We start from the raw sequence: 23,711 nt of genomic DNA, 5'->3' as shown, positions 1-23,711 counted from the left end.
TTCTAAAATATTGATCCCGCACAAAAGTTAGGGATATTTAATAACAAAAAAAGCAAAATCAAACTTTGCTTTCAAGTTTAGTATAGAATATTGATTTTGTACGATTATTTTACATGACTGTAACATCTTAATGACGATTTATGAATTCTTAAAAAAATTGTATCTCAACCTGTTGCGTTCAAAGCATCGTAGCCTTGTAGTTTTGGACGGTGACTTATTGTGGGCGCAGCAGAACATACAAGAGTTTTTAGATAAAACAACTTTGAATTCTAGCGATAATGGTACACAAAATAGGTTGTTAACTTATAGTGAGCTTGCCACTGTTTCAGGAGACGTTAATCGAAAAACTTACACTCACCACTTAGGTACAGAAAATCAGTTTCTGTTGTTTGTCGACCCAGAACTTAACGTTGATGCTTTGGCCGCCCTTGCTGGCACAATCGCTGCCGGTGGAATTTGTTTTGTCTGGCTCAATAGCCAGGATAGCTCCTTCGTCCCTACTCATTTTTTGTCAAGGTTTTTGCAGTACATAAAACAGTCTGAGCGCAATTATTACGTGTCTGAACAAGGAAATGTGCAGCTGATAAAAACCGAAGAACATTTAAATAATGGTCGGTCTTTTAGTCAACAGATTAAGCCATCGTACGAGGTAATTAGTGAACAAACTAATGCCGTACAGTTGATCTGCAGTGCTATCAAGTCAAAGAAAAAAGACCCAGTGGTACTGACCGCCGATCGAGGACGCGGAAAGACTACTGCGTTAGCGCTTGTCTGTGCTCAACTTTTTATATCGAGTACGCGTCCAATTCAGATGGTCATTACAGCCCCTAATCGTGCTGCACTGACCATTTTTTATAGTCATCTCGAACGACAGCTCAGGTTGCTTAATCAATCATTGAATCACAATATAAACCAACATCAAGGGAAGCTCACGATTGGTAAAAATTCCATTACCTATTTACCTGTAGATCAGCTAATTAAACAATCCCCCGATATAGATATATTATTGGTAGATGAAGCGGCAGGAGTTCCAGTTTATTTGTTAAAGCGAATGTTAGAGCTTGCACCAACGTGTGTTTTTTCAAGTACCGTGCATGGATATGAAGGTGCGGGAAGAGGATTTACGCTTAAGTTTTTACCTTTACTAAAAGCTCACAAGCCTAATTTCCAATCATTGCACTTACATCAGCCGGTGCGGTGGGCAGAAAAGGACCCACTCGAGTCTTTGCTATTTGATACCTGTTTGTTGAATGCTCAATTAAGTAATATTAGCGCTGATGTTGAAGCGCAAAGTGCTATAAGTGCATCGGCAGAATTTGTGCCTTTGAGCCAAGCACAGTTATTGCAAGACGAAACCTTATTAAAGCAAGTTTTCTCGGTGTTAGTTACTGCTCACTACCAAACAAAGCCAAGCGACTTAAAAATGTTGTTGGATAACCCTCAGGTGAGAATCTTTGCGCTTCGTTCACCTGAACATCAAATATTGGCTGTCGCCTTAACACTACGAGAAGGTGGAGTTGAGCCGGCATTAGTTGACGCAATAAAACAAGGTAAAAGGCGGCTTAAAAATCACTTCTTGCCGCAATCAATTTTAACTCAATGCGTTAATAAGCAAGCATTTGATTATCAATATCTTAGGATTATGCGTATTGCGGTGCATCCGTCGATACAACAAATCGGACTAGGAAGCCATTTATTGACCTCAATAGAAAATTGGGCAAAACGAAATGAAATTGATTGTCTTGGAACTAGCTTCGCGGCCAATCCTGAAGTCTGCAACTTTTGGTTTGATAATGGCTATCAAATTACCCGAATCGGATTTTCCACAGACGCATCTAGTGGTGAGCATTCTGCGATGATGCTCAAAAGTGTTAATAATAAGGCAACCAATTTCGTGGAGAGTTTAAATGCTACTTTTTATAACTCGTTTAGCTATCTGCTGACTGACGAATACCAGCAGTTGTCAGTACCGTTAGTACAGTTGATTTTAGCCAAAAATTCTCGTTCGAATTTACTTACTGATGATGCTCATGACAAAATTATCGCCTTTGCCAATAAAGAGGCGCAATACAGTTGCATTGTCTTTGAACTTCATCAATGGTTGTTGACTTTGATCGTCTCCATGCACAGTAGTGACGAATCCTTGTATCCATTAATTGCACGTATTTTGATGAAGCACTCGGTGGCCAAGGTGTGTCAACAATATGGCTTTACTGGTAAAAAAGCGCTCAATCAGTACTTAGTGAAGACTGTCTCTTCAAAATTAACCACGGGTTAGCATATATTTTTGTCGATGCCAGTAAGCCTTCATTCTGTGGTATTGGCAATGAGAGTGATCACGTGCATTACATTCATCATCCAGTAAAATTCGATCGATGTAATACAAAATACACTGTACAACATTCTTACTGGGCGCGACTTCATAGCTGGCGATTAATACACTTAACCAATCTTCCATTTGCGAAATGTGTGTATGTCTCATGATTAGCGACTCCTGTGCGTACTTGACAGCAATAATGATTGCCAAAGCACTTGTTTGGCATTTTCATCTAAACATTTACAATCGTGGCCGAAAATTAAACCATTGCAGATAAGTTCAGCCAATAGGCTACTAGGCAACTCAATTTTTACTGTATCAGGTAGCATGTATTTTTTTGGTGACATCAGATAACCCTTTAGACTAGGCTAGGAATGTATAAACAATAATATAATGAACACTAGATGTAAATGATAATTATTCTCATTTGGTGTGTTTGTGAAAGATAGCATCAGAGGATTTTGATGGAACAGGTGATACAAGTACGGGCATTATTTAAAAACTACAATGACGTAGCTGCTGTGGATGACGTCAGTTTTGAGATAAGCAAAGGTTGTTGTTTCGGCCTTCTGGGGCCGAATGGAGCGGGTAAAACAACCACTATTGAAATAATGGAAGGTATAATCCCTGCGAGTTCAGGAGAGGTGCTCTACTATGGAGAGCCAGCTTCAGATCAGACGGCACATCATATCGGCATACAATTTCAAAATACCGCGCTGCAAGATTTCCTGACCGTTAAGGAAACGTTAGATTTATTTGGCTCATTTTACGATGAGACTTTGTCAGTCGATATGCTTATTGAGCTGTGTGATCTTTCGGATTTTCTAGATAGAGATAATCGGTTACTCTCAGGTGGTCAGCGGCAAAGGTTGTTATTAGCCCTTGCACTTATTAATGACCCTGATATCGTTTTTCTTGATGAGCCAACTACGGGGCTCGACCCTCAGGCGAGACGTAACTTCTGGCAGCTGATCAAAAACATCAAAGCACAAAATAAAACTATTGTGTTAACTACGCACTATATGGATGAAGCCGAGCAACTATGTGATGAAATTATCATCATGGATCGTGGGAAAATTATCGAGCAAGGCCAGCCTGAAAAGTTACTGTCTCAACATTTTGAGCATGTTTTTATCTATTTACCCAAAGAAACTGTACCTCAGGTACTAATCACATCAGAGGGCTGGACAACTCGTCAAAGCCGCGTAGAAATTACGACGGCAAATGTTGAGCAAACTTTGTCGCTTTTGATGAAGTACAAAGTTCCTCTTGATGAGCTGCAAGTTAAGTCGGCTAATTTGGACGACCTGTTTTTGAAATTAACTGGGCATTCGCTGAGAGAATAAGGTCTATCGGCGGTAAGGAATCAAATGAATTTTAAACGTTTTTTTGCAGTGTTTAAGGCGAGAAATATTGAATTTTTCAGAGACAAGGCTTCGTTAGGCTGGAATATTTTATTTCCTGTGTTGTTGCTCGTGGGTTTTTCTTTCGTATTTTCTGGTGACAACAAAGGCGTATATAAAGTGGGGGTTCTAGACCTTAGTGCACATCAACAACACCCCTTTTTGGATACCAAGCATATTGATTTTGTTGATTATCAAGAGTTACAAAAGGCACAAGATAAACTTACCCGTCACAGCATCGATTTGATCATTGATTATGATCAGAAAAGTTATTGGGTTAATGAACTCTCGCCAAAAAGCTATCTTGTTGAGAAAATTTTTCAAGCACAGCAACACACATTTAAGCGCAACATTTTAATAGGTGAAGCCATTCGTTATGTCGACTGGGTATTACCGGGTATTCTAGGTATGAACATGATGTTTAGTTGCCTTTTTGGCGTAGGTTACGTGATTGTTCGTTATCGGAAAAATCATGTCTTAAAACGGCTCAAAGCGACACCTCTTTCTGCGTTTGAATTTGTTTCCGCGCAACTACTTTCTCGTTTGTTTATTGTGATGTTTATGTCTAGTGCCGTGTATATGGGCTGTAACTTTATGTTCGATTTTTATATGTTGGGCAGTTACATAGATTTACTGATCATCGGGTTTCTTGGTGCCTTTAGTTTGATCACGATGGGGCTATTGGTGGCTTCACGTAGCAAAAGTGAAGAGCTCATTGGTGGCTTGCTCAACTTAACGTCGTGGCCAATGATGTTACTTTCAGGGGTTTGGTTTAGTCTAGAAGGCGCGCCAGAGCCTATGCGTATAGTGGCTGACTTCTTACCGCTCACTCATTTAGTAGCAGGAGCTCGCGAGATCATTACTGAAGGGGCAACATTGGCCGATATTAGTTACCATATATACGTACTGGTAGGAATGAGTGCTCTGTTTTTAAGCCTTGGAGCCTACTTGTTTAGTTGGAATACGGAGCGTTAAATTCCCTTAATTGCCTGATAAGTTGCACAAGTTGAGTGATCTTTACATTGGATAGTTGGCGGTAATCAAAGTAAGGAGAGATAATAATTTGTTTTGATTCATTTATCGCAAAGCTTGAGGTAAGCCAATGACACTTTTCTGCTATACCGCTGCTTGTTGCATAAGTTTTGCCTAAAACTATATGTAGTTTGTTTAGCGCCATATTGAGATAATTAGGAGCTAAAAAACATAAGCAATAATTGCTGTCTTTTTGCAGCAATGAATTGTCTCTCAATGATTGCCAGGTGGGCGCTAATTCATCGTCTAATTCGAAAGCAAGTTTCGCCATCACATTAAATATTTTTCGCCAATGATTACCGGTAAGTGCGGAAATATTAGCAATGTCGCCAGTTTGCACTGGGGTAATGTCGTTAAGTGTTTGATATTGGTTGAGTGGTGGAACGTTCTCAATATAAAAATATATTTGGGCATTAGGGTTACCTATACCAATCATAACTTGAAATCCTATATGTTTTTTTTGCCCATAAAAAAGCCCGGTTTCCCGGGCCTTTACTTATTAGAGTCTTTCAGCGCTAAAAGTCTTCTAACATGTATTCCAACGAGTCTTCGTAAACTTTAAGTTCTTTTTCGAGTTGGAATTTTTCTTTCAGTTGTTCAATTTCACGCCACTTTCTTTTTTTATTTGTACTTGCTTTAACTTTCGGTCTTTTATCCATTGAGGCTAATACACTTTGAAGTTTATCCATGGAATGCTCCTTTTATCTACAACTGCACCTTTTTAATACCATAGTCGTTTAAAATTTAAAACACTTTTGGTGAATAATTGTTAACTTATTCGTGATAGTTGTAACTGAACAGTGACGTAATAAATAAAATATTCTTATGGAACAAATACTTGAGATGGAACAAAAAAAACGACCGTTTTAGGTCGCTTTTTGTACACAACTACCAGTAGTTAGCGTTAGATGGCGACTAACTATAGTAATTCAGCAAGTTGCTTTTCAAGCTTTAGCTGATCAGCTGCAAAATTACGAATACCTTCGGCTAGTTTTTCTGTTGCCATTTGGTCTTCGTTCATTTGCCAGCGAAATGCTTGCTCTGAAAGTGGCGCTTCTTCAGCAATTGATGTTTGGTCGCTAAACAGTTTTTGAACCACTGTTTCTGACGAATTAGCAAGCTCATCCATTAATTGTGGGCTAATGGTTAAACGATCACAGCCGGCTAATGCCAGTATTTCACCGACATTTCTAAAGCTAGCACCCATTACTACGGTTTTGTAGCCTTTTGCTTTGTAGTAGTTGTAAATGCTGGTGACTGACACCACACCTGGATCTTCATCAGCCTGATATTCTTTTTTATCCGTATTGGCTTTATACCAATCTAATATTCGGCCGACAAATGGTGAGATAAGATAAACACCTGCTTCTGCACAGGCGCGCGCTTGTGCAAAACCAAAGAGTAGCGTGAGGTTACAGTTAATGCCTTGCTTTTCTAACTGCTCCGCTGCTTTTATACCTTCCCATGTTGATGCAGCCTTAATTAATATTCTGTCTCGAGAAATACCAGCTTCTTCATACATAGCGACTAACTTTTTGGCTTTCTCTATTGACCCTTGAGTATCAAAAGATAAGCGAGCATCAACTTCTGTTGAAATGCGACCAGGCACAGTTTTTAATATTTCCAACCCAATAAGTACTGATAATTTGTCAGCAGCATCTATTACTTGCTGCGCAGCATCGTTTGATTGTGCTTTCGCCCATTCCACAGATTGTGTAAGTAGTGATTGATAACCAGGAAGCGCGGCAGCCTTCAATAACAATGAAGGGTTTGTGGTTGCATCTTGAGGACTAAATTTCGCAATGGCCTCAATGTCACCGGTGTCCGCAACAACGGTTGTTATTGCTTTTAATTGCGCTAATTGGTTTGTCATGTGAATACCTTAAATGTCTAAACTCGGGAATTAAATGAAACAAAATTACAAAAACTACGGACATCGATTAAAAAACAGTCCGAATATTGGTTGTTTCATTACGTATTTGTATCAAATTTTCATATCCATGCCTATAGGTTTAACGATCTAAGTTATAAATAATTGAAATCTGTTTAAATTGGCGGCATTTGTCATTTTTGAGTCAATTTTGCTGTGATATAGTGGTCTTCATTTTCACATCGGATAAAAACTAATATGCTAATTGTTGTCTCTCCTGCTAAAAATCTAGATTTTGAATCACCTTTGGCGACTGAAAACTTTACTCAACCTAAACTGTTGGAGCATAGCGCCGAACTCATTGAGCAATGTATAAAACTTACCCCAGCAGATATCAGCTCTTTGATGGGCGTGAGTGACAAAATAGCAGGATTAAATGCCGCTAGATTTGGCCAATGGGCACGACCTTTTACCCCAGAGAATGCCCGCCAAGCTGTATTGGCATTTAATGGTGATGTATACACTGGTTTAGATGCTAGTACATTTAGTGAGAACGACTTTGACTTCGCTCAACAGCACTTGCGTATTTTGTCAGGTTTATATGGCGTCCTAAAGCCACTAGATCTGATGCAAGCTTACCGACTGGAGATGGGAATTAAATTAGGCAATGAACGTGGCACCAATTTATATCAATTTTGGGGGGAACTCATCACTGATGAAATTAACCAAGCGCTTGCCAATCAAGGCGATGATTTACTCGTAAATTTAGCATCGACAGAGTATTTTAAATCAATTAAGAAAAAGCAACTTAACGCGACCTTAATCACTCCAGCGTTTAAAGATTGGAAAAATGGGCAATATAAAATGATCAGTTTTTTTGCCAAGAAAGCCAGAGGTTTAATGGCGCGCTATATTATTCAAAACCAAGTTTCTACCGTTGAAGAACTCAAAGCATTTAATGTTGCAGGGTACGGATACAATGAGTCGTTAAGCCAAGGAAATGATTTAACGTTTACTCGTAAAGAAACGGTCTAATATTAAGTAAGACACCTAGTCATTATCAGTCATTTTTTAGGTCATTATATGGAGATAACATGCTAACGTTACTGGCAAAGCTGTTACAGGCATTAAATTCAGAAAATTCGACCAGGCAAATTGCTGCTGCCATAGCATTTGCCTTTATCTTCGGCTTGTCGCCGCTGCTATCGATACAGGCGGTCTTGATACTTTTTTTGGTGCTGTTTATTCGTGTCCACATTGCGACGTTTATTCTTGCTGGCGGAGTGTTTTCTGGTTTGAGTTATCTGCTCTCGGGGACGATTGTTGCGCTAGGTGAGCACTTATTAACCTCACCAAGCTTGTCCTTATTGTTTACTTCGTTATATCAATTTGATGTATTTAAGCTCGCTCAATTGCATCACACCTATAACATAGGCAGTTTAGTACTTGGCCTTGTGGGCTTTATACCGTTGTATTTTGCGGCTAAGGTCTTTGTACACAAGTATCGTCAATACATTCAGGCTTACTTTGAAAAATTGAGTATTGTAAAAGCCCTAAAGGCAACCAAGCTATTTCGACTTTATCTCCAACTTACGCCACAAGGTAGTTAATCATGCACCATTATATCCGTTGGCAAGGTTTTGCTTTTTTCACTGCGATCGTTTTTGTCATAGCACTTGTCTTTTATATCTTTGCCGAGCCTCTTGCAAAAATAGCGATAGAAAATGGCGTAAGTGAGTACACAGGGGCTGAAGTTAACGTAGGGCAGGTTGAATTGGCTTTTTCGCCTATGACACTCACCGTGATGCAAATGCAAATGACTGATCCGAAAAAGCCTAGTCATAATATAGCGAGCTTTGACCAAGCAACCGCACGTATATCATTATGGCCTTATCTCTTTGGCAAAACGATTATTGATGATCTGAGCATTGAAGCATTGAAGTTGAGCTCAGCTAGAAAAAGTATCGGCGAAGTTTATGTTGCGCCTAATGCTCAAACTGAAAATGGCGACCCACTAGATGAAAGCTGGCTTGAATCATTGGAGCAAAGCCTGCCAGATCCAAGAGCAGTATTGGAAAATTCAAATCTAAAAACAGTCAAACGGGCACAGGCATTTGAACAAAGTTATCAGGAAGAAAAACTTAAAATTGAACAGCTTAAGCAGCAGCTACCTGAAGCTGAAAAATTGAAAGAGTTTGAACAGCGGGTAAAGGCACTAACAAAGACTAAAGTGAAGAGTCTAGAAGATTTAGAGCGTATTAAATCTGAATTTGACACGTTAAAAAAAGAATTCAAAGTAGAACAGGCTAAAGTTTCTTCTGCTAAAAAAGAGTTACTTGCCAGCAAAGATAACTTAGCTCAGCAATTGGTCGATTTAAAAAATGCTCCTCAAGAAGATTGGCAAGATATCGAGAAAAAGTATCAGCTTGATAAATTAGACGCTCAAGATTTTGCACATATTATTTTCGGAGAGAAAGCGAGAGAGTATTATCAAGTCGCAGAATTGGCGTTCAAATATATAAAACCACTGCTAAGTAAAGACAATGAGAACCCAACGGATGCTCAAAGCCTAGATGGTAGCAAAGGTCGATTTGTTCACTTTGATGAAGACAATCCTATGCCTGAGTTCTTACTTAAAAAAGGAAAGATCTCTATTGTACTGCCACGAGGTGAGTACGTTGTTGAACTATCAGATATTACTCATCAGCACTGGCTACTGAATAAAAAATCACGTGTTCAACTTATCGCCAAAGAACAGTCCACATCAGGTGATATCGCACTAGACAGCCATTTTGCTTTATCTAAAGGACAGGAACTCACCGCTGACGGTAAATGGAATTTTTCTAAGTTCACTCTTCAAGATATTGTGTTAAAAGAGAGTGAACGACTCAATTTGTCGTTGAACAGTAGTTTATTGGCTGGAAGTGGTCAGCTGGCCATCAACAATGGAGAGTTGAATTTAGATAGCCTAGTAACACTCAATGAAAATGATTTTGTCGGCTCTGCAAATTCAAAACTCGGGAACGTGGTTGTTGAAACATTGAAGAATGCTAAAAATCTCGATATTAGCATTGATGCCATCGGTGATATTTTATCGCCTAATTGGTCAATATCATCCCCCTTAGATGATATGTTCACGCAAGCATTTAAGCAGCAAATTGGCGCGAAATTGTCAGGCTATAAAACAGAGCTTCAGTCAGGATTGAATGATAAACTGAAAAATGCACTGGATTTAGGTCACAGCCAAGAGACTGAGTTACTTGATATTGAAGCGCTATTAACTGGCTCTGAAAATACCTTAGACAGCTTAGAAAATAATGACGTGCTTAAGAAAAAGCAAAAAGAATTAGAAGATAAAGCCAAAGATAAGCTCAAGGAAAAATTAGGCAAACTTTTTGGTTAAAACAAGTACAGGCAAATCAACGCCCTAATGATGATGAAAATTGGGCGTTGATGTAAAATTGTACGTGATCTTTCGAAATAACTTCTGTATAATCCCGCGCTCCTTACGTTACAAATGTCTTGTTCTTTCCCAGAACTTGGCAACAGGCTCGATACTCGAAGGGGTAATTGCGTAGTCTTTTAAGCCGATAGTTTGTTGTAAACTATCAAATTAAGTAACAATTTTTATTGGGTTTTTTAAATGAAAACTTTTGTAGCAAAAGCTGAAAGCGTAGAACGCGATTGGTTTGTAGTGGACGCTGAGAACAAAACTCTTGGTCGTATCGCTACTGAGATTGCAAGTCGTTTACGCGGTAAGCATAAGCCAGAATACACTCCTCACTGTGACACAGGCGATTACATCGTTGTTGTTAACGCTGAGAAAGTTAAAGTAACAGGTAACAAAGCGAAGGGTAAAATCTATTACTCTCACACTGAGTTCCCTGGTGGTTTGAAGCAAATTAGCTTCGAAAAGCTTATCGACAAAGCGCCTGAGCGTGTTTTGGAATTCGCGGTAAAAGGTATGCTTCCTAAAGGTCCTTTAGGTCGTCAAATGTTCCGCAAATTAAAAGTGTATGCTGGCCCTGAGCACATGCATGCTGCACAACAACCACAACTTTTGGAGCTGTAAGCAATGGCTGATAATCAATATTACGGTACTGGTCGTCGCAAGAGCTCAACTGCTCGTGTGTTCATGAAAGCTGGTAACGGTACAATCACAATTAACAAGCGTGACATTTCTGTATACTTTGGTCGTGAAACGGCACGTATGGTTGTTCGTCAACCATTAGAATTAGTTGAAATGTTAGAAAAGTTTGACTTCAACATCACTGTTTCTGGCGGTGGTATGTCTGGTCAAGCTGGTGCTATTCGTCACGGCATTACTCGTGCATTGATGAACTTCGACGAAACATTACGCGGTGATTTACGTAAAGCGGGTTATGTTACTCGTGATGCGCGTAAAGTTGAGCGTAAGAAAGTTGGTTTACATAAAGCACGTAAACGTCCTCAATTCTCAAAACGTTAATATTTCGTTTTCAGAATTTCAAAAGCCGGCTTTATCGCCGGTTTTTTTATGCCTTAAATTCGACGCTGAATAAGGATTGAGCAATGTATTTTGCTTTAGATCACATTTTGTAACTAATTTGAACATTCTGCCCAAACAGTGCTTAATTACCTTGTAAAAAAAGGGGCTTTTCTTTATGATCACAAAGATTTTTTTGTCGCTAGATGGCTCATAATAATAAAAATTTATACTCTTAAATGAGAAATAATAATTCTGTGTTGTATGAGCAAAACATAATTGGAGAAATTGAATGAGCAATGCGCCCGTGGATAACGGCCGTCGACGCTTTTTAACAGCAGCAACTTCTGTTGTTGGTGGTGTCGGTGTAGTCGGTGTGGCTGTGCCTTTCATTGGTTCGTGGAACCCTAGTGCCAGAGCGAAAGCTGCTGGTGCTCCGGTTGAAGTCAATGTTAGCAAATTACAGCCTGGTCAATTAATTCGTGCAGAATGGCGTGGTAAACCTGTATACGTTGTTCGTCGCACAGAGAAAGCTCTTGCGGAATTAAGTAATGTTGAAGATCAGTTACGTGATCCTAATTCTGAAGAGCCTCAACAGCCAGAATATGCAACTAACCAACACCGTTCGATCAAACCAGAAATTTTGGTTGCCTTGGGTGTTTGTACACATTTAGGTTGTGCACCTACTTATCATAAAGGTGACTTTGCTGAAAAAGTTGAAGGTTTATCAGATGGCTTCTTCTGTCCATGTCACGGTTCAAAATTTGACATGGCTGGCCGCGTATTTGCAGGCGTTCCAGCACCAACAAATTTAATGGTGCCAGAGCATTCTTTCCCAAGTGATGACACCTTACTCATCGGTGTTGGCCAAGGAGAAGCATAATGTTTGAAAATTTTATGGCTTGGATAGACAAGCGCCTACCAGTTACCGACGCATGGAATAAGCATCTAGCTCAATACCCAGCGCCCAAAAACTTTAACTTCTGGTACTTCTTTGGTTCGTTAGCCATGTTGGTTCTTGTTAACCAAATCCTAACGGGTATTTGGTTGACCATGAACTACGAACCATCAGGCGACGGCGCATTTGCTTCGGTTGAATACATCATGCGCGATGTAGATTACGGTTGGTTATTGCGTTATATGCATTCAACAGGGGCGTCAGCGTTCTTCATTGTTGTTTATTTGCATATGTTCCGTGGCATGATGTACGGCTCATACCAAAAACCACGTGAGTTATTGTGGATCTTCGGTATGTTAATTTTCTTAGTACTGATGGCTGAAGCTTTCATGGGTTACTTATTACCATGGGGGAACATGAGTTACTGGGGGGCACAGGTAATCATATCCTTATTCGGAGCAATTCCGGTGGTTGGTGAAGAGCTTACCATTTGGATAAAAGGTGATTACGTTATCTCTGGCGCTACGTTAAACCGTTTCTTCGCGTTACACGTTGTTGCCTTACCTTTAGTTCTTGTTGTACTCGTATTCTTACACATCTTAGCGCTACATGAAGTTGGCTCTAACAACCCTGAAGGTACAGACATTAAAAAACCTAAAGGCAGTGTCAAAGAAGAAGACAAATCTAAGTTTACTTTCCATAAGCATTACACTGACAAATACGATATTGTTGATGCCGTGCCTTTCCACCCATACTATTCTGTAAAAGATATCATGGGCGTAGCCGGTTTCTTAATCCTGTTCTGTTGGGTGATGTTCTTCTATCCTGAAGGTGGTGGTTATTTCATTGAGGCGCCAAACTTTGAACCTGCCAATGGTTTGAAAACACCAGAGCACATTGTGCCGGTATGGTACTTCGGTCCTTTCTACACCATTTTGCGTGTTATCCCTGATAAGTTAATTGGTATGCTAGGTATGTTTGCTGCCATCGGTATGTTATTCGCTCTGCCATGGTTCGACCGTGGGACGGTTAAAGCGATCCGTTACCGTAGTAAACTTCACTTATTGAACCTTACACAATTTGCTATCTGTTTCATTATCTTAGGTGTTTTGGGTACATTACCTGCATCTGATATGGCTAACTTGATTGGTCGAGTAGCGAGTTTAGGTTACTTTGGCTTCTTCATAGCACTTTGGTTCTACTCGAAGAATGAAAAGACTAAACCAGTTCCAGAAAGGGTGACTAAATAATGAAAAAGTTTATTTTAGTATTAGCCATGCTTGTGCCAGCCTTTGTTTTTGCAGCAGGTCCGGCGGTAGATTTAGATTCGGCCAATAATGATTTATCAGACAAAGAGTCACTTAAACGTGGTTTTAAGTCTTACATTAACTATTGCCTAGGTTGTCACCAACTGCAATACCAACGTTATAACCGCACATTTGCTGATTTAGGTATTAGTGATGAAGAAGGTATGGCTGAATGGATGTATACCGGTGAAAAAGCGGGTGATCACATCACTAACACCATGCCAGCTAAAGAAGCGGCTAAATGGTTTGGTGCGGCTCCACCTGATTTAACATTAGAAACACGTTTTAAGAGCCCTGACTGGGTATACACTTACTTACGTTCTTTCTATGTTGATGAAGCACGTCCATTCAAAGTGAACAATAAAGTCTTTAAAGATGTTGGTATGCCGCATGTTTTACAAAACTTGCAAGGCGTTAGAACGATTGATGAAAACGGTGTGTTGTCTCCAGCTACTGGCGGTAGCATGACGGAGCAAGAATATGACGAATTCGCTCGTGATCTGACTAACTTTTTAGAATACGTATCGGAGCCTAATAAACTTGAGCGTAAGGCTTTAGGCTACTGGGTGATAGGGTTCTTAGTAGTTTTCTTCTTTCTTTCATATTTATTGAAGAAAGAATACTGGAGAGATGTGCACTAAATTCTAGGCATCTAAAAAGGCAACTATGATGGTTGCCTTTTTATTACACATCGGCAGCTGGTCTGACCTGTTTTTCATTTCAACGTAAATAGGTTATCATAGCCGCCATTGTCAACTTTCTGTTGATTCTTATCTTTCCCATTTATGGAGGCACTATGGCCGTAGCTGCAAACAAACGTTCTGTAATGACGTTATATTCACACGCAGATGATATGTACAGTCACCAAACCCGCATCGTTTTAGCTGAAAAAGGTGTTGGCGTAGATATTCACTTAGTGGACTTAGCAAACTTACCAGAAGATCTTATTGATCTTAATCCATACGGTACGGTGCCAACGCTTATCGATCGTGAATTAGCGCTATACGAAGCAAAAATTATCATTGAGTATTTAGATGAGCGTTTTCCTCATCCACCATTGATGCCCGTTTATCCGGTATCTCGTGGTCGTAGTCGCTTGATGATGCACCGCATTGAACAAGACTGGTACAGCCTTGCACAAACAATTCTTACTGGCGATGCTACTTCAGCTGAAAAAGCACGCCAAGAACTCAAAGAAAGCTTATTAAGTGTAGCGCCAGTACTAAACGAGGCGCCGTATTTTATGAGCGAAGAGTTCAGCTTAGTAGATTGTTATTTAGCACCACTATTATGGCGTTTGCCAGTATTTGGTATCGAGCTAGATGGTCAAGGCTCTAAAGAGCTGAAAACTTACATGCTTCAAGTATTTGAACGTGAATCATTCCAAGCTTCATTAACTGAAGCGGAAAGAGAATTACGTTTTGGCTACCCAGCGTAAATGACTTCATCAATTAAAATGACGTCTAACAAGCCCTATATTATTGGGGCTTTTTACGATTGGATATCCGACAACGAGCTTACTCCTTATATTGTTGTGGATGTAAACGTTTACGGTGTTGAAGTCCCGATGTCATACGTTAATGATGGGCAAATCGTTTTAAATATAGCCGCGTCTGCTGTCGGTAGCATAGTGATGGGTGAAACTGCAATCGAGTTTAGTGCCCGTTTTGGCGGTAAACTTGAGCATCTCGTTGCTCCTTATGGAGCTATTGTTGCTATCTATGCAAAAGAAAATGGTGCAGGCACATCTTTGCCGGTTGAATATCCGCCTGAAGATGAGCAAGCGCCGCAAAGTGATAAGAAATCACCATTAGGTGTTGTGAAAGGTGAAAGCAAGCAAAACCCTGCAAGTGAAAGTGGTGATACGCAATCGGATAAGCCGACAAAAGGTCGCCCTAGCTTAAAAGTGATTAAATAACGTTAAGTTATGGAACCAATAGGTGAACAAACCTTTTGCTAAAAAGACAAGCCTAATTCAGATACTGGATTAGGTTTTTTATTTCAAGGAAGAGTGTTTTCTACGATAAAAACTTAAGTTGAGCTATTGGTAATATTCGGCTGGTTTTATAGTAGGCCATTTCATAGAACAAAGAGTAAATACATGTCATCTGGTATTGTTATGGAAATCGATGACCTTTCCCGTTTAGAAGTCATCCAGTTGTTACAAGATCATTTAGAGGACATGAGAAAGACCTCTCCACCTGAAAGTATTCATGCACTTGATTTATCTGGCCTACAAAGTTCTGATATTACATTTTGGTCATGCTGGCTTGATAACCAATTGGTTGGTTGCATTGCCTTAAAGGAGCTTGATCAATACCATGGCGAAATTAAGTCGATGCGGACAACAAGTCATGCGCGAAATCAAGGTGTTGGCACGCAAATGCTGACTTATTTGTTGCGGACTGCGAAAGCTCGGGGTTATCAACAAGTCAGTTTAGAAAAGGGCAGCATGACCTTTTTTGAGCCTGCCCGTAATCTGTACCTTAAACAGGGGTTTGAACTAACAGGACCATTTGCTGACTATGAGATTGATCCTAATAGCCTGTTTATGACCCAGATGATCTAAACTGAGCTACACCGCACTTGAGCTAAAATGGCCATGAAAGCCAAGTGGTAAATGATAGGGTAACCATGCCCTGACAAGTGGTCCATTACTTAAGTGTTCAACATTAAAAATATTGAGGCACGTACGCTTGGTTGGAATATGTAGGGCGGTGCCAATTAGGTAACCCGTACCCTCAACCTGACTAGGGCAGATGTTAACGTGCTCCTCAACCAAAAAATCCGCACCAAAATGATAGCTCTCTTCTGCACCGGTATTGGTATTTAATGCACAAACAGTATCACTCCATATGCTGTCTTTTTTGCTTGCAATGTAATACAAACAGTTATTTCTTTTACCAACCAAGTGATCACAAATTTTCGGAAATTCACTATTTTCATTGACTGTTGACGTGTGTGCAGAACCATTGACGTATAAGGTGAATAGCGCCGTTTTCGCGTCCATATTGGGGGTGTGGGTTAGATCCCCTTGCATGATACTCGATAGCTTATGCAATACGTCAACGTTGGGGTACAGGCTGGCATCAAAATGAATGGTTCCGTTTGGCTCTTCCCATGCGTTGCCATAATGAAAAGCGAAACCCGCAGCTAGCTCATATTCTCGTTTTACTGAAAAGTCGGACTTGGCAACTACTAATACTCGCATTGGTATATTTTCATTAAATGTAGTTCGTGAAAAATAGCCTGAGGCAGATTTATCACTCGATTTTTTTATCGTTAACGATGGCAAGATCAATAACACATGTTTTTCAGTAACTAAGAAATCATGCAGCATACCGCCGCGGTAACGGCTATTAACCAACTTTACGTTTTTTACTTGACCGGTTGGGGACAAATGATACAAGACAATATGACCCGTAGGAGTTAGCCCAAAATTCCAAATATCGCCATTGGCTTCCACTTTCGGATGCGCTGAAAAAGGCAGCCCTTTTAGGCTCTGGCCGTATTCCTGCGTTGAGCCTAAGGTAATATGTTCCTTAAATTCCAGTGAATCAGCGTCAACGCGTGTCGCACTACCACCTTCCCAAAGGGCCCACAAGTCATCTCCCACAGGAATAACGTTGGTATTTGCAGTATTGATCATATTGGCATTAGAGACTGGCAGAGAATTGACTATCTTGGTATCAGGCCCTGAATACAAAAATTGATTGGCTTTGTCTTCCTGCATAAATTTAGGGGTCGTAATAAACTTGCCTTGATGACTAATTTTTCCTTCAGCAATTGTGAATTGTTGAAGCATGCCATCACCTTCAAACAAGTGTTGATACCTTTTAGCTCCACGTTCATGCTTGCCTGGCCCATTTCGAACAAATGTACCGGCAATGTCTTTAGGCATCGTTCCTTCGATGGCTAACTCTTGGCAGTCAAAGTCGTGTTCAACATTTGTAAAGCCAAGTAGATTTGGTTGTAGCTTTAGCGCTTTATTAAACTCGGACTTATAGTCCACTGAGTTTGGTAAAGCGTCAGACATAGATCGTATAGGTGTACCTGCGATGACTTTTAACGGTGAAGTCATCGTTAGAGCGGCTCCGCCCATGGCACCTAGCTTGCCCATTGATTTTAATAACTGACGTCGTTGCATTGATATACTCCTTGATATAACTGTTTTTAGTCTCTGACGTAAATAGTGGACAATCTTGCTAGTAAATAACTTGTGTCTTATTTGTGACTTTTTCATCTGAACGCGTGATGTTGAACTTAATATCTTGATAGCTCACAGGACCGAAATTAGGGATGGCATTATTAGAAAACCCATACCCTTCAACAGGAAACCCCAACAAGTTCGTTGCCATCTTTCCATCGTCATTTTCATCATGAAAAAACCTCAACGCATATTCGCCTTCATTTAAATTATTGAATGAAACGTTATTTACGCCATGTTTTGCGATCACTATGGCGGCGGATTCAGGCTTAGCGTTCTCGTAATTGTCTTCACCTTTAAATAACTGCACGTATAGCTTTCCTTGGTTACTGTTGACCCCTGAAATCTCAAAGTTGATTTCTGCGGCTGAGACGACAGCAGTGGTAAATTTTGCAAATACTGAAGTCACAAGAATGATGGCGAATACCTTAGTTAATCGTTCAATTAAGCGAACGGGAAAAGTGTCTCTTAAATCGTAGTGGGTATTTTTTACAGTAGGCATTGTATTTTCCTTATAAGGGCTAAAGTGTCATTTGATTGCAATTCCTGAGCTAAATAAAGGTCATCATAGGCGATGATATTTACAAACACTCAAGGACGTTGCGTTGGTCTGTAAAGACGATAGAATGTCGTTATTGAAATAAACAGTGGCTTTTCGTGAAGTGAAGAAAACATTTCGCGAATTGTGCAAAAAAGGACATATACCCATTGACGAATCGCGAAAATAACCCCGAAAATAAAGGGGTAGAGCCATTTTTCAGTAAAGATAAAACAATTAAGGACTTAGTGACTGCTTCAGCAGTTGGCATATTTATTGGTTTTTTATCACCGTTTGGTATGGATCAATTACCACGTGTGATATCGATTTCGTTTTGGGTATTCACTTGCCTTGTCGGTTATTTTATTTATTCGCCTATCATTCATTTTGGTAGTTACCTACTTAAGAACAAGCTTGGCAAATACTCTCTAACAACTCAGTGGCATGGTGTGGCAATCATGACAATCTTTGGCAGTATCTTGATGAGTTTTGCTGTGCCGATCATCAGTTGGTTGTTTTTTGGCATTTCCATCAACTATTACCAACAATTCTTTACGATTTTGCCACAAGCATTGGTCATTGGTGGTGTGATTTCATTCATAAGCATGGTGAGAGGACATATTGCTGAGCAACAGGCCCAGCTTAATGAGAAAAAAGAAATCATTGAGAAACAACAGCAAGTTTCCGATGCTGTATACGATAAGCAATTGCAAAAGTTCATGAATCAATTGCCTGTCGATAAAAGGGGAACGCTGCACTGCTTGGAAATGTCAGATCACTATTTAAAAGTCTATACCGATAAAGGCCACCACCTTGTTTTAATGCGCTTTAAAGACGCCTTAGCTGCACTTGCAGATTACCCCGGAATACAGACGCATCGCTCGTGGTGGGTAGCACTTGAGTCAGTTGAATCATATAACAAAGAGGGTAGGAAGGTTTTTTTGACCTTAAAAAATAACCTTGATGTGCCAGTGTCTCGTACCTTTTTAGATGCCGTAAAAGAAGCGAATATTCACTAACACGCCTAATTGAATGTACGTGATTAGCATAAAACTCTTGTCATAATTTTGCCCTATTTGATCGCTACATTGACATTATTTGGCCGACTGTTCGCCTAGATTTACTGCTGTAATGCTCTAAAAGTAAATTAGGTGCATTACGGTGATCAAGTCAAAGCGAAAAGAAAAAAACTCCAGCTACTACGCCTCATTCTATCAGTATAAAAGGCGTCCACCACTGCTCAAATACTGTCTTGTTACCGCGTTATTATTTTTATGTACCTTGATAGCGATAAAAGTAAAAGCGAATGAATCAACACCAAAGTCAAATACACATATTGCGACTCCCACACGAATAACTTTAGGTGAAGTTGGCAGTGGCCAATTGTTGCTGAAACCTACACAGCTCAGTACTCGCCAACTTGCGGGACTGAACAATTCATCACATGATTTTCAAGCGGCGACTATACTTCATTCTGATGTCTCGTTTGATATTAACGGGCTTATCGCAACTGTAACGTTCACACAGTCATTTGTTAATCCTTCCACAGAGCCATTAGATGGTGTATATGCCTTTCCATTGCCTGATAAATCAGCTGTTAACCACTTAAAAATTCAGATAGGCAGTCGCTTAATTGAAGGACAAATCATGGAGAAGGTAAAAGCGAAACAAGCGTTTGTTGTCGCACAAAAATCCGGTAAGCGGGCGAGTTTAGTGCAGCAGCAACGCCCGAATTTATTTACTAATCATATCGCTAACATTGGTGCACATGAACAAGTGACGGTAACGCTGACTTACCTCCAGCATGTTCAATACGATCAAGGGCGATTTTATTTACGATTTCCCATGAGCATTACGCCGCGGTACCAACCAAGACATCGGTCAAGCTCGCAGCTGTCACAGTTGTTGCTCGCGTCGACGCTATCTACATGGCAGCAACCACTTAACGGTAACATTGCCATCAGCGCATCACTTAAGGCTGGAATTCCAATTACCAAAATCGACAGCCGCTCTCACACATTAAGCTATGCGCCAACAACATCGGTTGAGCCTAATGGCCTGAATTCAGCACATTTGGCGACGAGTTATCAAATTACACTAGATAAGGGCACCATGCCCATGGACCGAGACTTTTATTTAAGCTGGTATGCATCGCCATCAACCACCCCTCAAGTCAGTTTATTTACTCAGGAACTGAATAACGAGCAATACGCGTTGGCCATGTTGATTCCACCTACAGTTCGAGAAGAGGGCGATCAGTCAACAGAGCATTTTGCTCGCGACGTAACTTTCGTTATTGATACATCAGGCTCTATGCAAGGGGCATCCATTAAGCAGGCAAAGCAGAGTTTATTATTTGCCTTGAATACCTTAACACCTCAGGACAGATTCAATATTATTTCCTTTGCTTCTCATTACCAAACATTATTTGAAAGCAATGTATTCGCTTCAGCTAAGAACTTAGACACGGCAGATAACTTCATTCAGCGACTTAGCGCCAATGGCGGTACCGAAATGTATCAGCCATTGGCTTTAGCTTTGGCAATGAATGCGAGTGCTGATCACGATCCTGATGTCATTCGGCAAATAATCTTCATTACTGATGGCGCGGTAGGTAATGAATTGGAATTGTTTCAACTCATTCAAAGTAGTCCGGTATTGCCTAGGCTTTTTACGGTTGGCATTGGCGCAGCGCCTAATGGCTATTTCATGCGAAAAGCTGCACAGTTTGGTAAAGGCAGCTACACCTATATCAGTGATTTAGCTGATATTAAGCCGATGATGTCTGAGCTGCTTAAGAAGATCAGCCGACCAGCGTTACGTAATATCGCCATTCAGTTTCAGCCATTGCATCTAGGCACAATTGAGCAATACCCTAAAAAGCTCCCAGATCTATACCATGGTGAGCCTTTGATGGTGGCCTTTAAAACGGCACTGACGCCTACCAGCATACAAGTGTTTGGCGAACAAGCAAACCGAGGTTGGCATCAAGAGTTGATGTTTAACAGACAACAAAAAAGTCAGGGCATAACTTCTATTTGGGCAAGAGAGAAAATTGAAGATTTAATGGACACTCTGGTATTAGGAAAGGCAGAAGATGTGATCAAGAAACAGGTACTAAACACCTCGCTTTTACATCAGGTAATGTCACCCTATTCAAGTTTTATCGCAATTGAAAAAAGTACAATGGAACTGCCACTTAGTGATGACTTGGCGTCCGAGCAAGCAATAAACAAGAAAGACAAACTATTTGCCAGCGCCAATCACCAACTAGCGATAGCAGTTATGCCACAAACAGCCTTGGGTTGGCAGCTGCATTTCATTATTGGATTTTTGATCATCGGTATTGGCGCTATTTTATATCATCATAAACCACGCTCATGTTAGCCAAAAAATACAGCGCTTTACTATTGATGGTATTGGGAATGGTGGTAGCGGTGCACGGTGCATGGCTACCGACTAAAGCTTGGTTGTCTGAGCAACTTATCGCCTATAGCTGGCATCATAGTTCGACGCACAAGGAGTCAATATCCCCTTGGCCGTGGGCAGATACTCAAGCCATAGCCCAAATGCATGTACCGCGTTTGAATAAAAAGCTCGTTCTACTATTAGGCGTAGATGGTACTAGCTTAGCTTTTTCAGCTGGAGTTATGCATCGATATTCAACTTTAAACCAGTCATCCCCCTTTATTGTCGCGGGCCATAATGACAGCCATTTCTCGTTTCTTGAGGATATTCAAATGAAAGACATTATTTCGATGACCGATAAACACGGTACCAACCAGCTTTATCAAGTGGAAGACATCCTCATTATTAATGATGATACGAACGATCTTGTGATCGATGAATCAGAAGCGAGCTTGGTCTTGATAACGTGTTACCCCTTTGATGCGCTTAATGTTGGTGGAAGCTTGCGTTATGTGATCAAGGCGAAATTACTTAATGATTAGTTTCATAATTGTGGTGGCAGGGGGGCTAGTGGCGATAGTGCTGACCCCACGCCTATTGCCCCCTTCCTGAGCAGCTACAAGAACCAACACCTGACAATAACCTTAAAAAAACATTGAAGGTGATATCTTTTATTTCAAATTGAGTAATAGGGGTCTTGATTGCGCAGGGTATGTCGACAACTTTCACGCTAATATTGTTGATGTGCAACAAAACGTTTTGTTACAGAGCACGCTCAGTGTTACCGCCAATGATACAGAACGCACCAAGTAATCACTGAGTGCGTTTAAGTTTTGATGAATAGAAATGGTTTGGCTAACAGCAATTACCGGTGGAGCAAAGATCGTTAGCGTGAACGACACTTTTGTTGCCATTGCCCAAATAGGTTTTGTCTGATAGATAAAATTGAGTAAATTTTTCTTCAAAATCCACCGATACGGATGCTGTAATTAAGTCGGTTTTCATTAATGCAGTTTGCCAAGCCTTAACTCTTGGAAATTTTGCTAAAAAATCATAACAGGTATGTTGTTCAATAATTGCTGCGCGATGCAATAGTGGTAGCCAAGCAATATCAACATTGCTGAGTGTTTCACCTTTCCAATAAGGGCCACGAGTTAACTGTTGCTCAGCTTTGGCAAAGGCTTTAGCTAATTTTTCCGTGCGAATAGCCAAGGTGTCTTGATCGGCGCTGGTCATGGCACTGCACTGGACAAGGTAGTGCTTTGCTGCTTGATAACTCCATGCGCGATCAATCGCTTTTTGCTCTGCTGATCGTTCGGGCTCAAGTTGTGATGAAACTTCATCAATATACTCTACAATCGCATCAGACTCGAATAAGACGGTATCATTTTCCGTGATTAGCAAAGGAACCTGTCCTGTAGGTGAAATGTCTAAAAACCATTGAGGTTTATCTTTTAAGCTGATGTACTCCACTTCGAAAGGGACTTGCTTAGCGGCTAATAACGCGGTGACGCGTTGAACGAATGGGCAAATGGTGAAACTTACAATTTTAATCATGTTATTTTCCTCTTAGGTCATTTACCTATAAGACGAAGCGGAATTTAAAAAGACGAAAATAATTTCAACATTTTTTGCAGTTGTTGTGTTTTTCCTCAAAATCACTGACATTACCAAACTTATCGAGAGATAAGTTACAGCAGCCTTCAAACAATTCTCGCAGCATTGTTCGTGCTTTTTGAACACGAGATTTAAGTGTGGAGTAACTGACACCTAGTTCTTCGGCATACTGTTTTTGACTCTTATTACCCAATTCAATTTCTGTCAGTAATCTTGCCATTTCATCAGGAAGCGCGTTAATAAATGGGATGAGGCATTGGCTTAAATCACGATGAACATCATCGTTTTTTTCGTTATACCATAGCGCTTCTGTTGCGATAGCGTTGACTTTACTTTGCTTACGATAAAAGTCGATGATGGTGCGGTTAGCGATTTGAAAAAGCCAGGACTTAATATTTTTTTGGTCCTTTATGGAAGATAAATTGCTGTAGGTTTTAAGTAAGATCTCTTGAAGTAAATCTTCGACCATTGCAGGATCAGACACTTTAGCATGTAAAAAACGTGCTAATGCATGGTGATATTGGCTCCAAATTTCATCAAGGCTTGTCATTTTGTGCTCTCGGCTTAAGTTATGTTTTTTATGCAAGTGGTTACTTTTTATTGTAGGTTTTATAGAGCACTTTAATGCTTAAAACCTTCAAATGCATTT

The 23,711-nt window shown here is 40.3% G+C and carries 26 protein-coding genes; 17 read left to right on the top strand and 9 right to left on the bottom strand.

Annotated features, from left to right (window positions below):
• Positions 1-130 precede the first annotated feature (130 nt).
• Positions 131-2,278 carry a GNAT family N-acetyltransferase gene (locus QUE03_RS15820; RefSeq protein ID WP_286262920.1) on the top strand — a complete coding sequence of 716 codons (2,148 nt, stop codon included), beginning with the start codon at positions 131-133 and terminating at the stop codon, positions 2,276-2,278.
• Here QUE03_RS15820 and QUE03_RS15815 read toward each other — a convergent pair.
• Positions 2,264-2,482: a hypothetical protein gene (locus tag QUE03_RS15815; protein ID WP_286262918.1), complete on the bottom strand. Its 219-nt coding sequence runs from the start codon at positions 2,480-2,482 to the stop codon at positions 2,264-2,266. The two genes, QUE03_RS15820 and QUE03_RS15815, sit on opposite strands and share 15 nt — an antisense overlap.
• A 2-nt stretch (positions 2,483-2,484) precedes the next feature.
• On the bottom strand, positions 2,485-2,664 hold the full coding sequence (locus tag QUE03_RS15810; RefSeq protein WP_286262917.1) for a hypothetical protein: 180 nt from the start codon (positions 2,662-2,664) through the stop codon (positions 2,485-2,487).
• Between the two features lie 117 nt (positions 2,665-2,781).
• On the opposite strand from QUE03_RS15810, the gene QUE03_RS15805 reads away from it, so the two are divergent.
• Entirely contained in the window at positions 2,782-3,663 is an 882-nt protein-coding gene (locus QUE03_RS15805) for an ABC transporter ATP-binding protein (RefSeq protein ID WP_286262916.1), read from the top strand.
• Between the two features lie 24 nt (positions 3,664-3,687).
• Entirely contained in the window at positions 3,688-4,695 is a 1,008-nt protein-coding gene (locus QUE03_RS15800; protein ID WP_286262915.1) for an ABC transporter permease, read from the top strand.
• On the opposite strand, the gene QUE03_RS15795 is transcribed toward QUE03_RS15800, so the two are convergent.
• From QUE03_RS15795 to tal, 3 genes are all read right to left on the bottom strand, one after another.
• The gene (locus QUE03_RS15795) at positions 4,673-5,188 is read right to left on the bottom strand and encodes a DUF6942 family protein (RefSeq protein WP_286262914.1); all 516 of its coding nucleotides are present in this window, start codon (positions 5,186-5,188) and stop codon (positions 4,673-4,675) included. The two genes, QUE03_RS15800 and QUE03_RS15795, sit on opposite strands and share 23 nt — an antisense overlap.
• A 79-nt stretch (positions 5,189-5,267) precedes the next feature.
• Entirely contained in the window at positions 5,268-5,441 is a 174-nt protein-coding gene (locus QUE03_RS15790) for a DUF3545 family protein (RefSeq protein WP_286262912.1), read from the bottom strand.
• A 230-nt stretch (positions 5,442-5,671) separates the two neighbouring features.
• Positions 5,672-6,625, bottom strand: a complete 954-nt coding sequence (tal, locus tag QUE03_RS15785) for a transaldolase (RefSeq protein WP_286262911.1) — start codon at positions 6,623-6,625, stop codon at positions 5,672-5,674.
• Positions 6,626-6,880: 255 nt separating this feature from the next.
• Here tal and yaaA point away from each other — a divergent pair, with 255 nt between their 5' ends.
• The 11 genes from yaaA (at position 6,881) to QUE03_RS15730 (ending at position 15,861) form a co-directional block, all read left to right on the top strand.
• On the top strand, positions 6,881-7,657 hold the full coding sequence (gene yaaA, locus QUE03_RS15780) for a peroxide stress protein YaaA (protein ID WP_286262910.1): 777 nt from the start codon (positions 6,881-6,883) through the stop codon (positions 7,655-7,657).
• A 59-nt stretch (positions 7,658-7,716) separates the two neighbouring features.
• Positions 7,717-8,232, top strand: coding sequence for a TIGR03546 family protein (locus QUE03_RS15775; RefSeq protein WP_286262909.1), 516 nt, complete (start codon positions 7,717-7,719; stop codon positions 8,230-8,232).
• Between the two features lie 2 nt (positions 8,233-8,234).
• Positions 8,235-10,025, top strand: a complete 1,791-nt coding sequence (locus tag QUE03_RS15770) for a TIGR03545 family protein (RefSeq protein ID WP_286262908.1) — start codon at positions 8,235-8,237, stop codon at positions 10,023-10,025.
• Between the two features lie 240 nt (positions 10,026-10,265).
• Positions 10,266-10,694 carry a 50S ribosomal protein L13 gene (gene rplM, locus QUE03_RS15765; RefSeq protein WP_286262907.1) on the top strand — a complete coding sequence of 143 codons (429 nt, stop codon included), beginning with the start codon at positions 10,266-10,268 and terminating at the stop codon, positions 10,692-10,694.
• Between the two features lie 3 nt (positions 10,695-10,697).
• A complete protein-coding gene (rpsI, locus tag QUE03_RS15760) occupies positions 10,698-11,090 on the top strand; it encodes a 30S ribosomal protein S9 (RefSeq protein ID WP_286262906.1) in 393 nt (130 codons plus the stop codon).
• Between the two features lie 289 nt (positions 11,091-11,379).
• A complete protein-coding gene (petA, locus tag QUE03_RS15755; protein WP_286262905.1) occupies positions 11,380-11,970 on the top strand; it encodes a ubiquinol-cytochrome c reductase iron-sulfur subunit in 591 nt (196 codons plus the stop codon).
• A complete protein-coding gene (locus QUE03_RS15750) occupies positions 11,970-13,235 on the top strand; it encodes a cytochrome b (RefSeq protein WP_286262904.1) in 1,266 nt (421 codons plus the stop codon). The genes petA and QUE03_RS15750 overlap by 1 nt, the downstream gene beginning before the upstream one ends.
• Positions 13,235-13,933, top strand: coding sequence for a cytochrome c1 (locus tag QUE03_RS15745; RefSeq protein WP_286262903.1), 699 nt, complete (start codon positions 13,235-13,237; stop codon positions 13,931-13,933). Before QUE03_RS15750 ends, QUE03_RS15745 begins: the two co-directional genes overlap by 1 nt.
• A gap of 155 nt (positions 13,934-14,088) precedes the next feature.
• Positions 14,089-14,730 (top strand): stringent starvation protein SspA, encoded by a 642-nt coding sequence (gene sspA, locus QUE03_RS15740; protein ID WP_286262902.1) that lies wholly within the window; start codon positions 14,089-14,091, stop codon positions 14,728-14,730.
• Entirely contained in the window at positions 14,731-15,210 is a 480-nt protein-coding gene (locus tag QUE03_RS15735; RefSeq protein WP_286262901.1) for a ClpXP protease specificity-enhancing factor, read from the top strand.
• A gap of 183 nt (positions 15,211-15,393) precedes the next feature.
• Positions 15,394-15,861, top strand: a complete 468-nt coding sequence (locus QUE03_RS15730) for a GNAT family N-acetyltransferase (RefSeq protein ID WP_286262899.1) — start codon at positions 15,394-15,396, stop codon at positions 15,859-15,861.
• Positions 15,862-15,867: 6 nt separating this feature from the next.
• On the opposite strand, the gene QUE03_RS15725 is transcribed toward QUE03_RS15730, so the two are convergent.
• Together QUE03_RS15725 and QUE03_RS15720 are read right to left on the bottom strand one after the other, a co-directional pair.
• Positions 15,868-17,439, bottom strand: a complete 1,572-nt coding sequence (locus tag QUE03_RS15725; protein WP_286262898.1) for a carotenoid oxygenase family protein — start codon at positions 17,437-17,439, stop codon at positions 15,868-15,870.
• 58 nt (positions 17,440-17,497) lie between these two features.
• Entirely contained in the window at positions 17,498-18,001 is a 504-nt protein-coding gene (locus tag QUE03_RS15720; protein WP_286262897.1) for a DUF2141 domain-containing protein, read from the bottom strand.
• A gap of 206 nt (positions 18,002-18,207) precedes the next feature.
• On the opposite strand from QUE03_RS15720, the gene QUE03_RS15715 reads away from it, so the two are divergent.
• The 3 genes from QUE03_RS15715 (at position 18,208) to QUE03_RS15705 (ending at position 21,987) form a co-directional block, all read left to right on the top strand.
• A complete protein-coding gene (locus tag QUE03_RS15715) occupies positions 18,208-19,056 on the top strand; it encodes a LytTR family DNA-binding domain-containing protein (RefSeq protein ID WP_286262896.1) in 849 nt (282 codons plus the stop codon).
• A gap of 142 nt (positions 19,057-19,198) precedes the next feature.
• Complete coding sequence (locus tag QUE03_RS15710; protein ID WP_286262895.1) at positions 19,199-21,424, top strand: marine proteobacterial sortase target protein; 2,226 nt, start codon at positions 19,199-19,201, stop codon at positions 21,422-21,424.
• Positions 21,418-21,987, top strand: a complete 570-nt coding sequence (locus QUE03_RS15705) for a class GN sortase (RefSeq protein WP_286262894.1) — start codon at positions 21,418-21,420, stop codon at positions 21,985-21,987. The genes QUE03_RS15710 and QUE03_RS15705 overlap by 7 nt, the downstream gene beginning before the upstream one ends.
• Before the next feature lie 313 nt (positions 21,988-22,300).
• Here the strand turns inward: QUE03_RS15705 and QUE03_RS15700 are convergent, their stop codons facing one another.
• Entirely contained in the window at positions 22,301-23,002 is a 702-nt protein-coding gene (locus tag QUE03_RS15700; protein ID WP_286262893.1) for a glutathione S-transferase family protein, read from the bottom strand.
• A gap of 64 nt (positions 23,003-23,066) precedes the next feature.
• Positions 23,067-23,612: an RNA polymerase sigma factor SigZ gene (gene sigZ / locus QUE03_RS15695; protein ID WP_286262892.1), complete on the bottom strand. Its 546-nt coding sequence runs from the start codon at positions 23,610-23,612 to the stop codon at positions 23,067-23,069.
• Between the last annotated feature and the right edge of the window lie 99 nt (positions 23,613-23,711).

It is taken from the genome of Thalassotalea atypica (assembly GCF_030295975.1).
In the GTDB taxonomy this organism is placed as follows: domain Bacteria; phylum Pseudomonadota; class Gammaproteobacteria; order Enterobacterales; family Alteromonadaceae; genus Thalassotalea_F; species Thalassotalea_F atypica.
Note: the sequence above shows the minus strand (reverse complement) of the source record. Positions and strands in the feature narration are given on the sequence as shown.

Coding starts and splice junctions, on each gene's coding strand:
- QUE03_RS15820 (WP_286262920.1), top strand. CDS start 131: ATGACGATTTATGAATTCTTAAAAAAATTGTATCTCAACCTGTTGCGT.
- QUE03_RS15815 (WP_286262918.1), bottom strand. CDS start 2,482: ATGAGACATACACACATTTCGCAAATGGAAGATTGGTTAAGTGTATTA.
- QUE03_RS15810 (WP_286262917.1), bottom strand. CDS start 2,664: ATGTCACCAAAAAAATACATGCTACCTGATACAGTAAAAATTGAGTTG.
- QUE03_RS15805 (WP_286262916.1), top strand. CDS start 2,782: ATGGAACAGGTGATACAAGTACGGGCATTATTTAAAAACTACAATGAC.
- QUE03_RS15800 (WP_286262915.1), top strand. CDS start 3,688: ATGAATTTTAAACGTTTTTTTGCAGTGTTTAAGGCGAGAAATATTGAA.
- QUE03_RS15795 (WP_286262914.1), bottom strand. CDS start 5,188: ATGATTGGTATAGGTAACCCTAATGCCCAAATATATTTTTATATTGAG.
- QUE03_RS15790 (WP_286262912.1), bottom strand. CDS start 5,441: ATGGATAAACTTCAAAGTGTATTAGCCTCAATGGATAAAAGACCGAAA.
- tal (WP_286262911.1), bottom strand. CDS start 6,625: ATGACAAACCAATTAGCGCAATTAAAAGCAATAACAACCGTTGTTGCG.
- yaaA (WP_286262910.1), top strand. CDS start 6,881: ATGCTAATTGTTGTCTCTCCTGCTAAAAATCTAGATTTTGAATCACCT.
- QUE03_RS15775 (WP_286262909.1), top strand. CDS start 7,717: ATGCTAACGTTACTGGCAAAGCTGTTACAGGCATTAAATTCAGAAAAT.
- QUE03_RS15770 (WP_286262908.1), top strand. CDS start 8,235: ATGCACCATTATATCCGTTGGCAAGGTTTTGCTTTTTTCACTGCGATC.
- rplM (WP_286262907.1), top strand. CDS start 10,266: ATGAAAACTTTTGTAGCAAAAGCTGAAAGCGTAGAACGCGATTGGTTT.
- rpsI (WP_286262906.1), top strand. CDS start 10,698: ATGGCTGATAATCAATATTACGGTACTGGTCGTCGCAAGAGCTCAACT.
- petA (WP_286262905.1), top strand. CDS start 11,380: ATGAGCAATGCGCCCGTGGATAACGGCCGTCGACGCTTTTTAACAGCA.
- QUE03_RS15750 (WP_286262904.1), top strand. CDS start 11,970: ATGTTTGAAAATTTTATGGCTTGGATAGACAAGCGCCTACCAGTTACC.
- QUE03_RS15745 (WP_286262903.1), top strand. CDS start 13,235: ATGAAAAAGTTTATTTTAGTATTAGCCATGCTTGTGCCAGCCTTTGTT.
- sspA (WP_286262902.1), top strand. CDS start 14,089: ATGGCCGTAGCTGCAAACAAACGTTCTGTAATGACGTTATATTCACAC.
- QUE03_RS15735 (WP_286262901.1), top strand. CDS start 14,731: ATGACTTCATCAATTAAAATGACGTCTAACAAGCCCTATATTATTGGG.
- QUE03_RS15730 (WP_286262899.1), top strand. CDS start 15,394: ATGTCATCTGGTATTGTTATGGAAATCGATGACCTTTCCCGTTTAGAA.
- QUE03_RS15725 (WP_286262898.1), bottom strand. CDS start 17,439: ATGCAACGACGTCAGTTATTAAAATCAATGGGCAAGCTAGGTGCCATG.
- QUE03_RS15720 (WP_286262897.1), bottom strand. CDS start 18,001: ATGCCTACTGTAAAAAATACCCACTACGATTTAAGAGACACTTTTCCC.
- QUE03_RS15705 (WP_286262894.1), top strand. CDS start 21,418: ATGTTAGCCAAAAAATACAGCGCTTTACTATTGATGGTATTGGGAATG.
- QUE03_RS15700 (WP_286262893.1), bottom strand. CDS start 23,002: ATGATTAAAATTGTAAGTTTCACCATTTGCCCATTCGTTCAACGCGTC.
- sigZ (WP_286262892.1), bottom strand. CDS start 23,612: ATGACAAGCCTTGATGAAATTTGGAGCCAATATCACCATGCATTAGCA.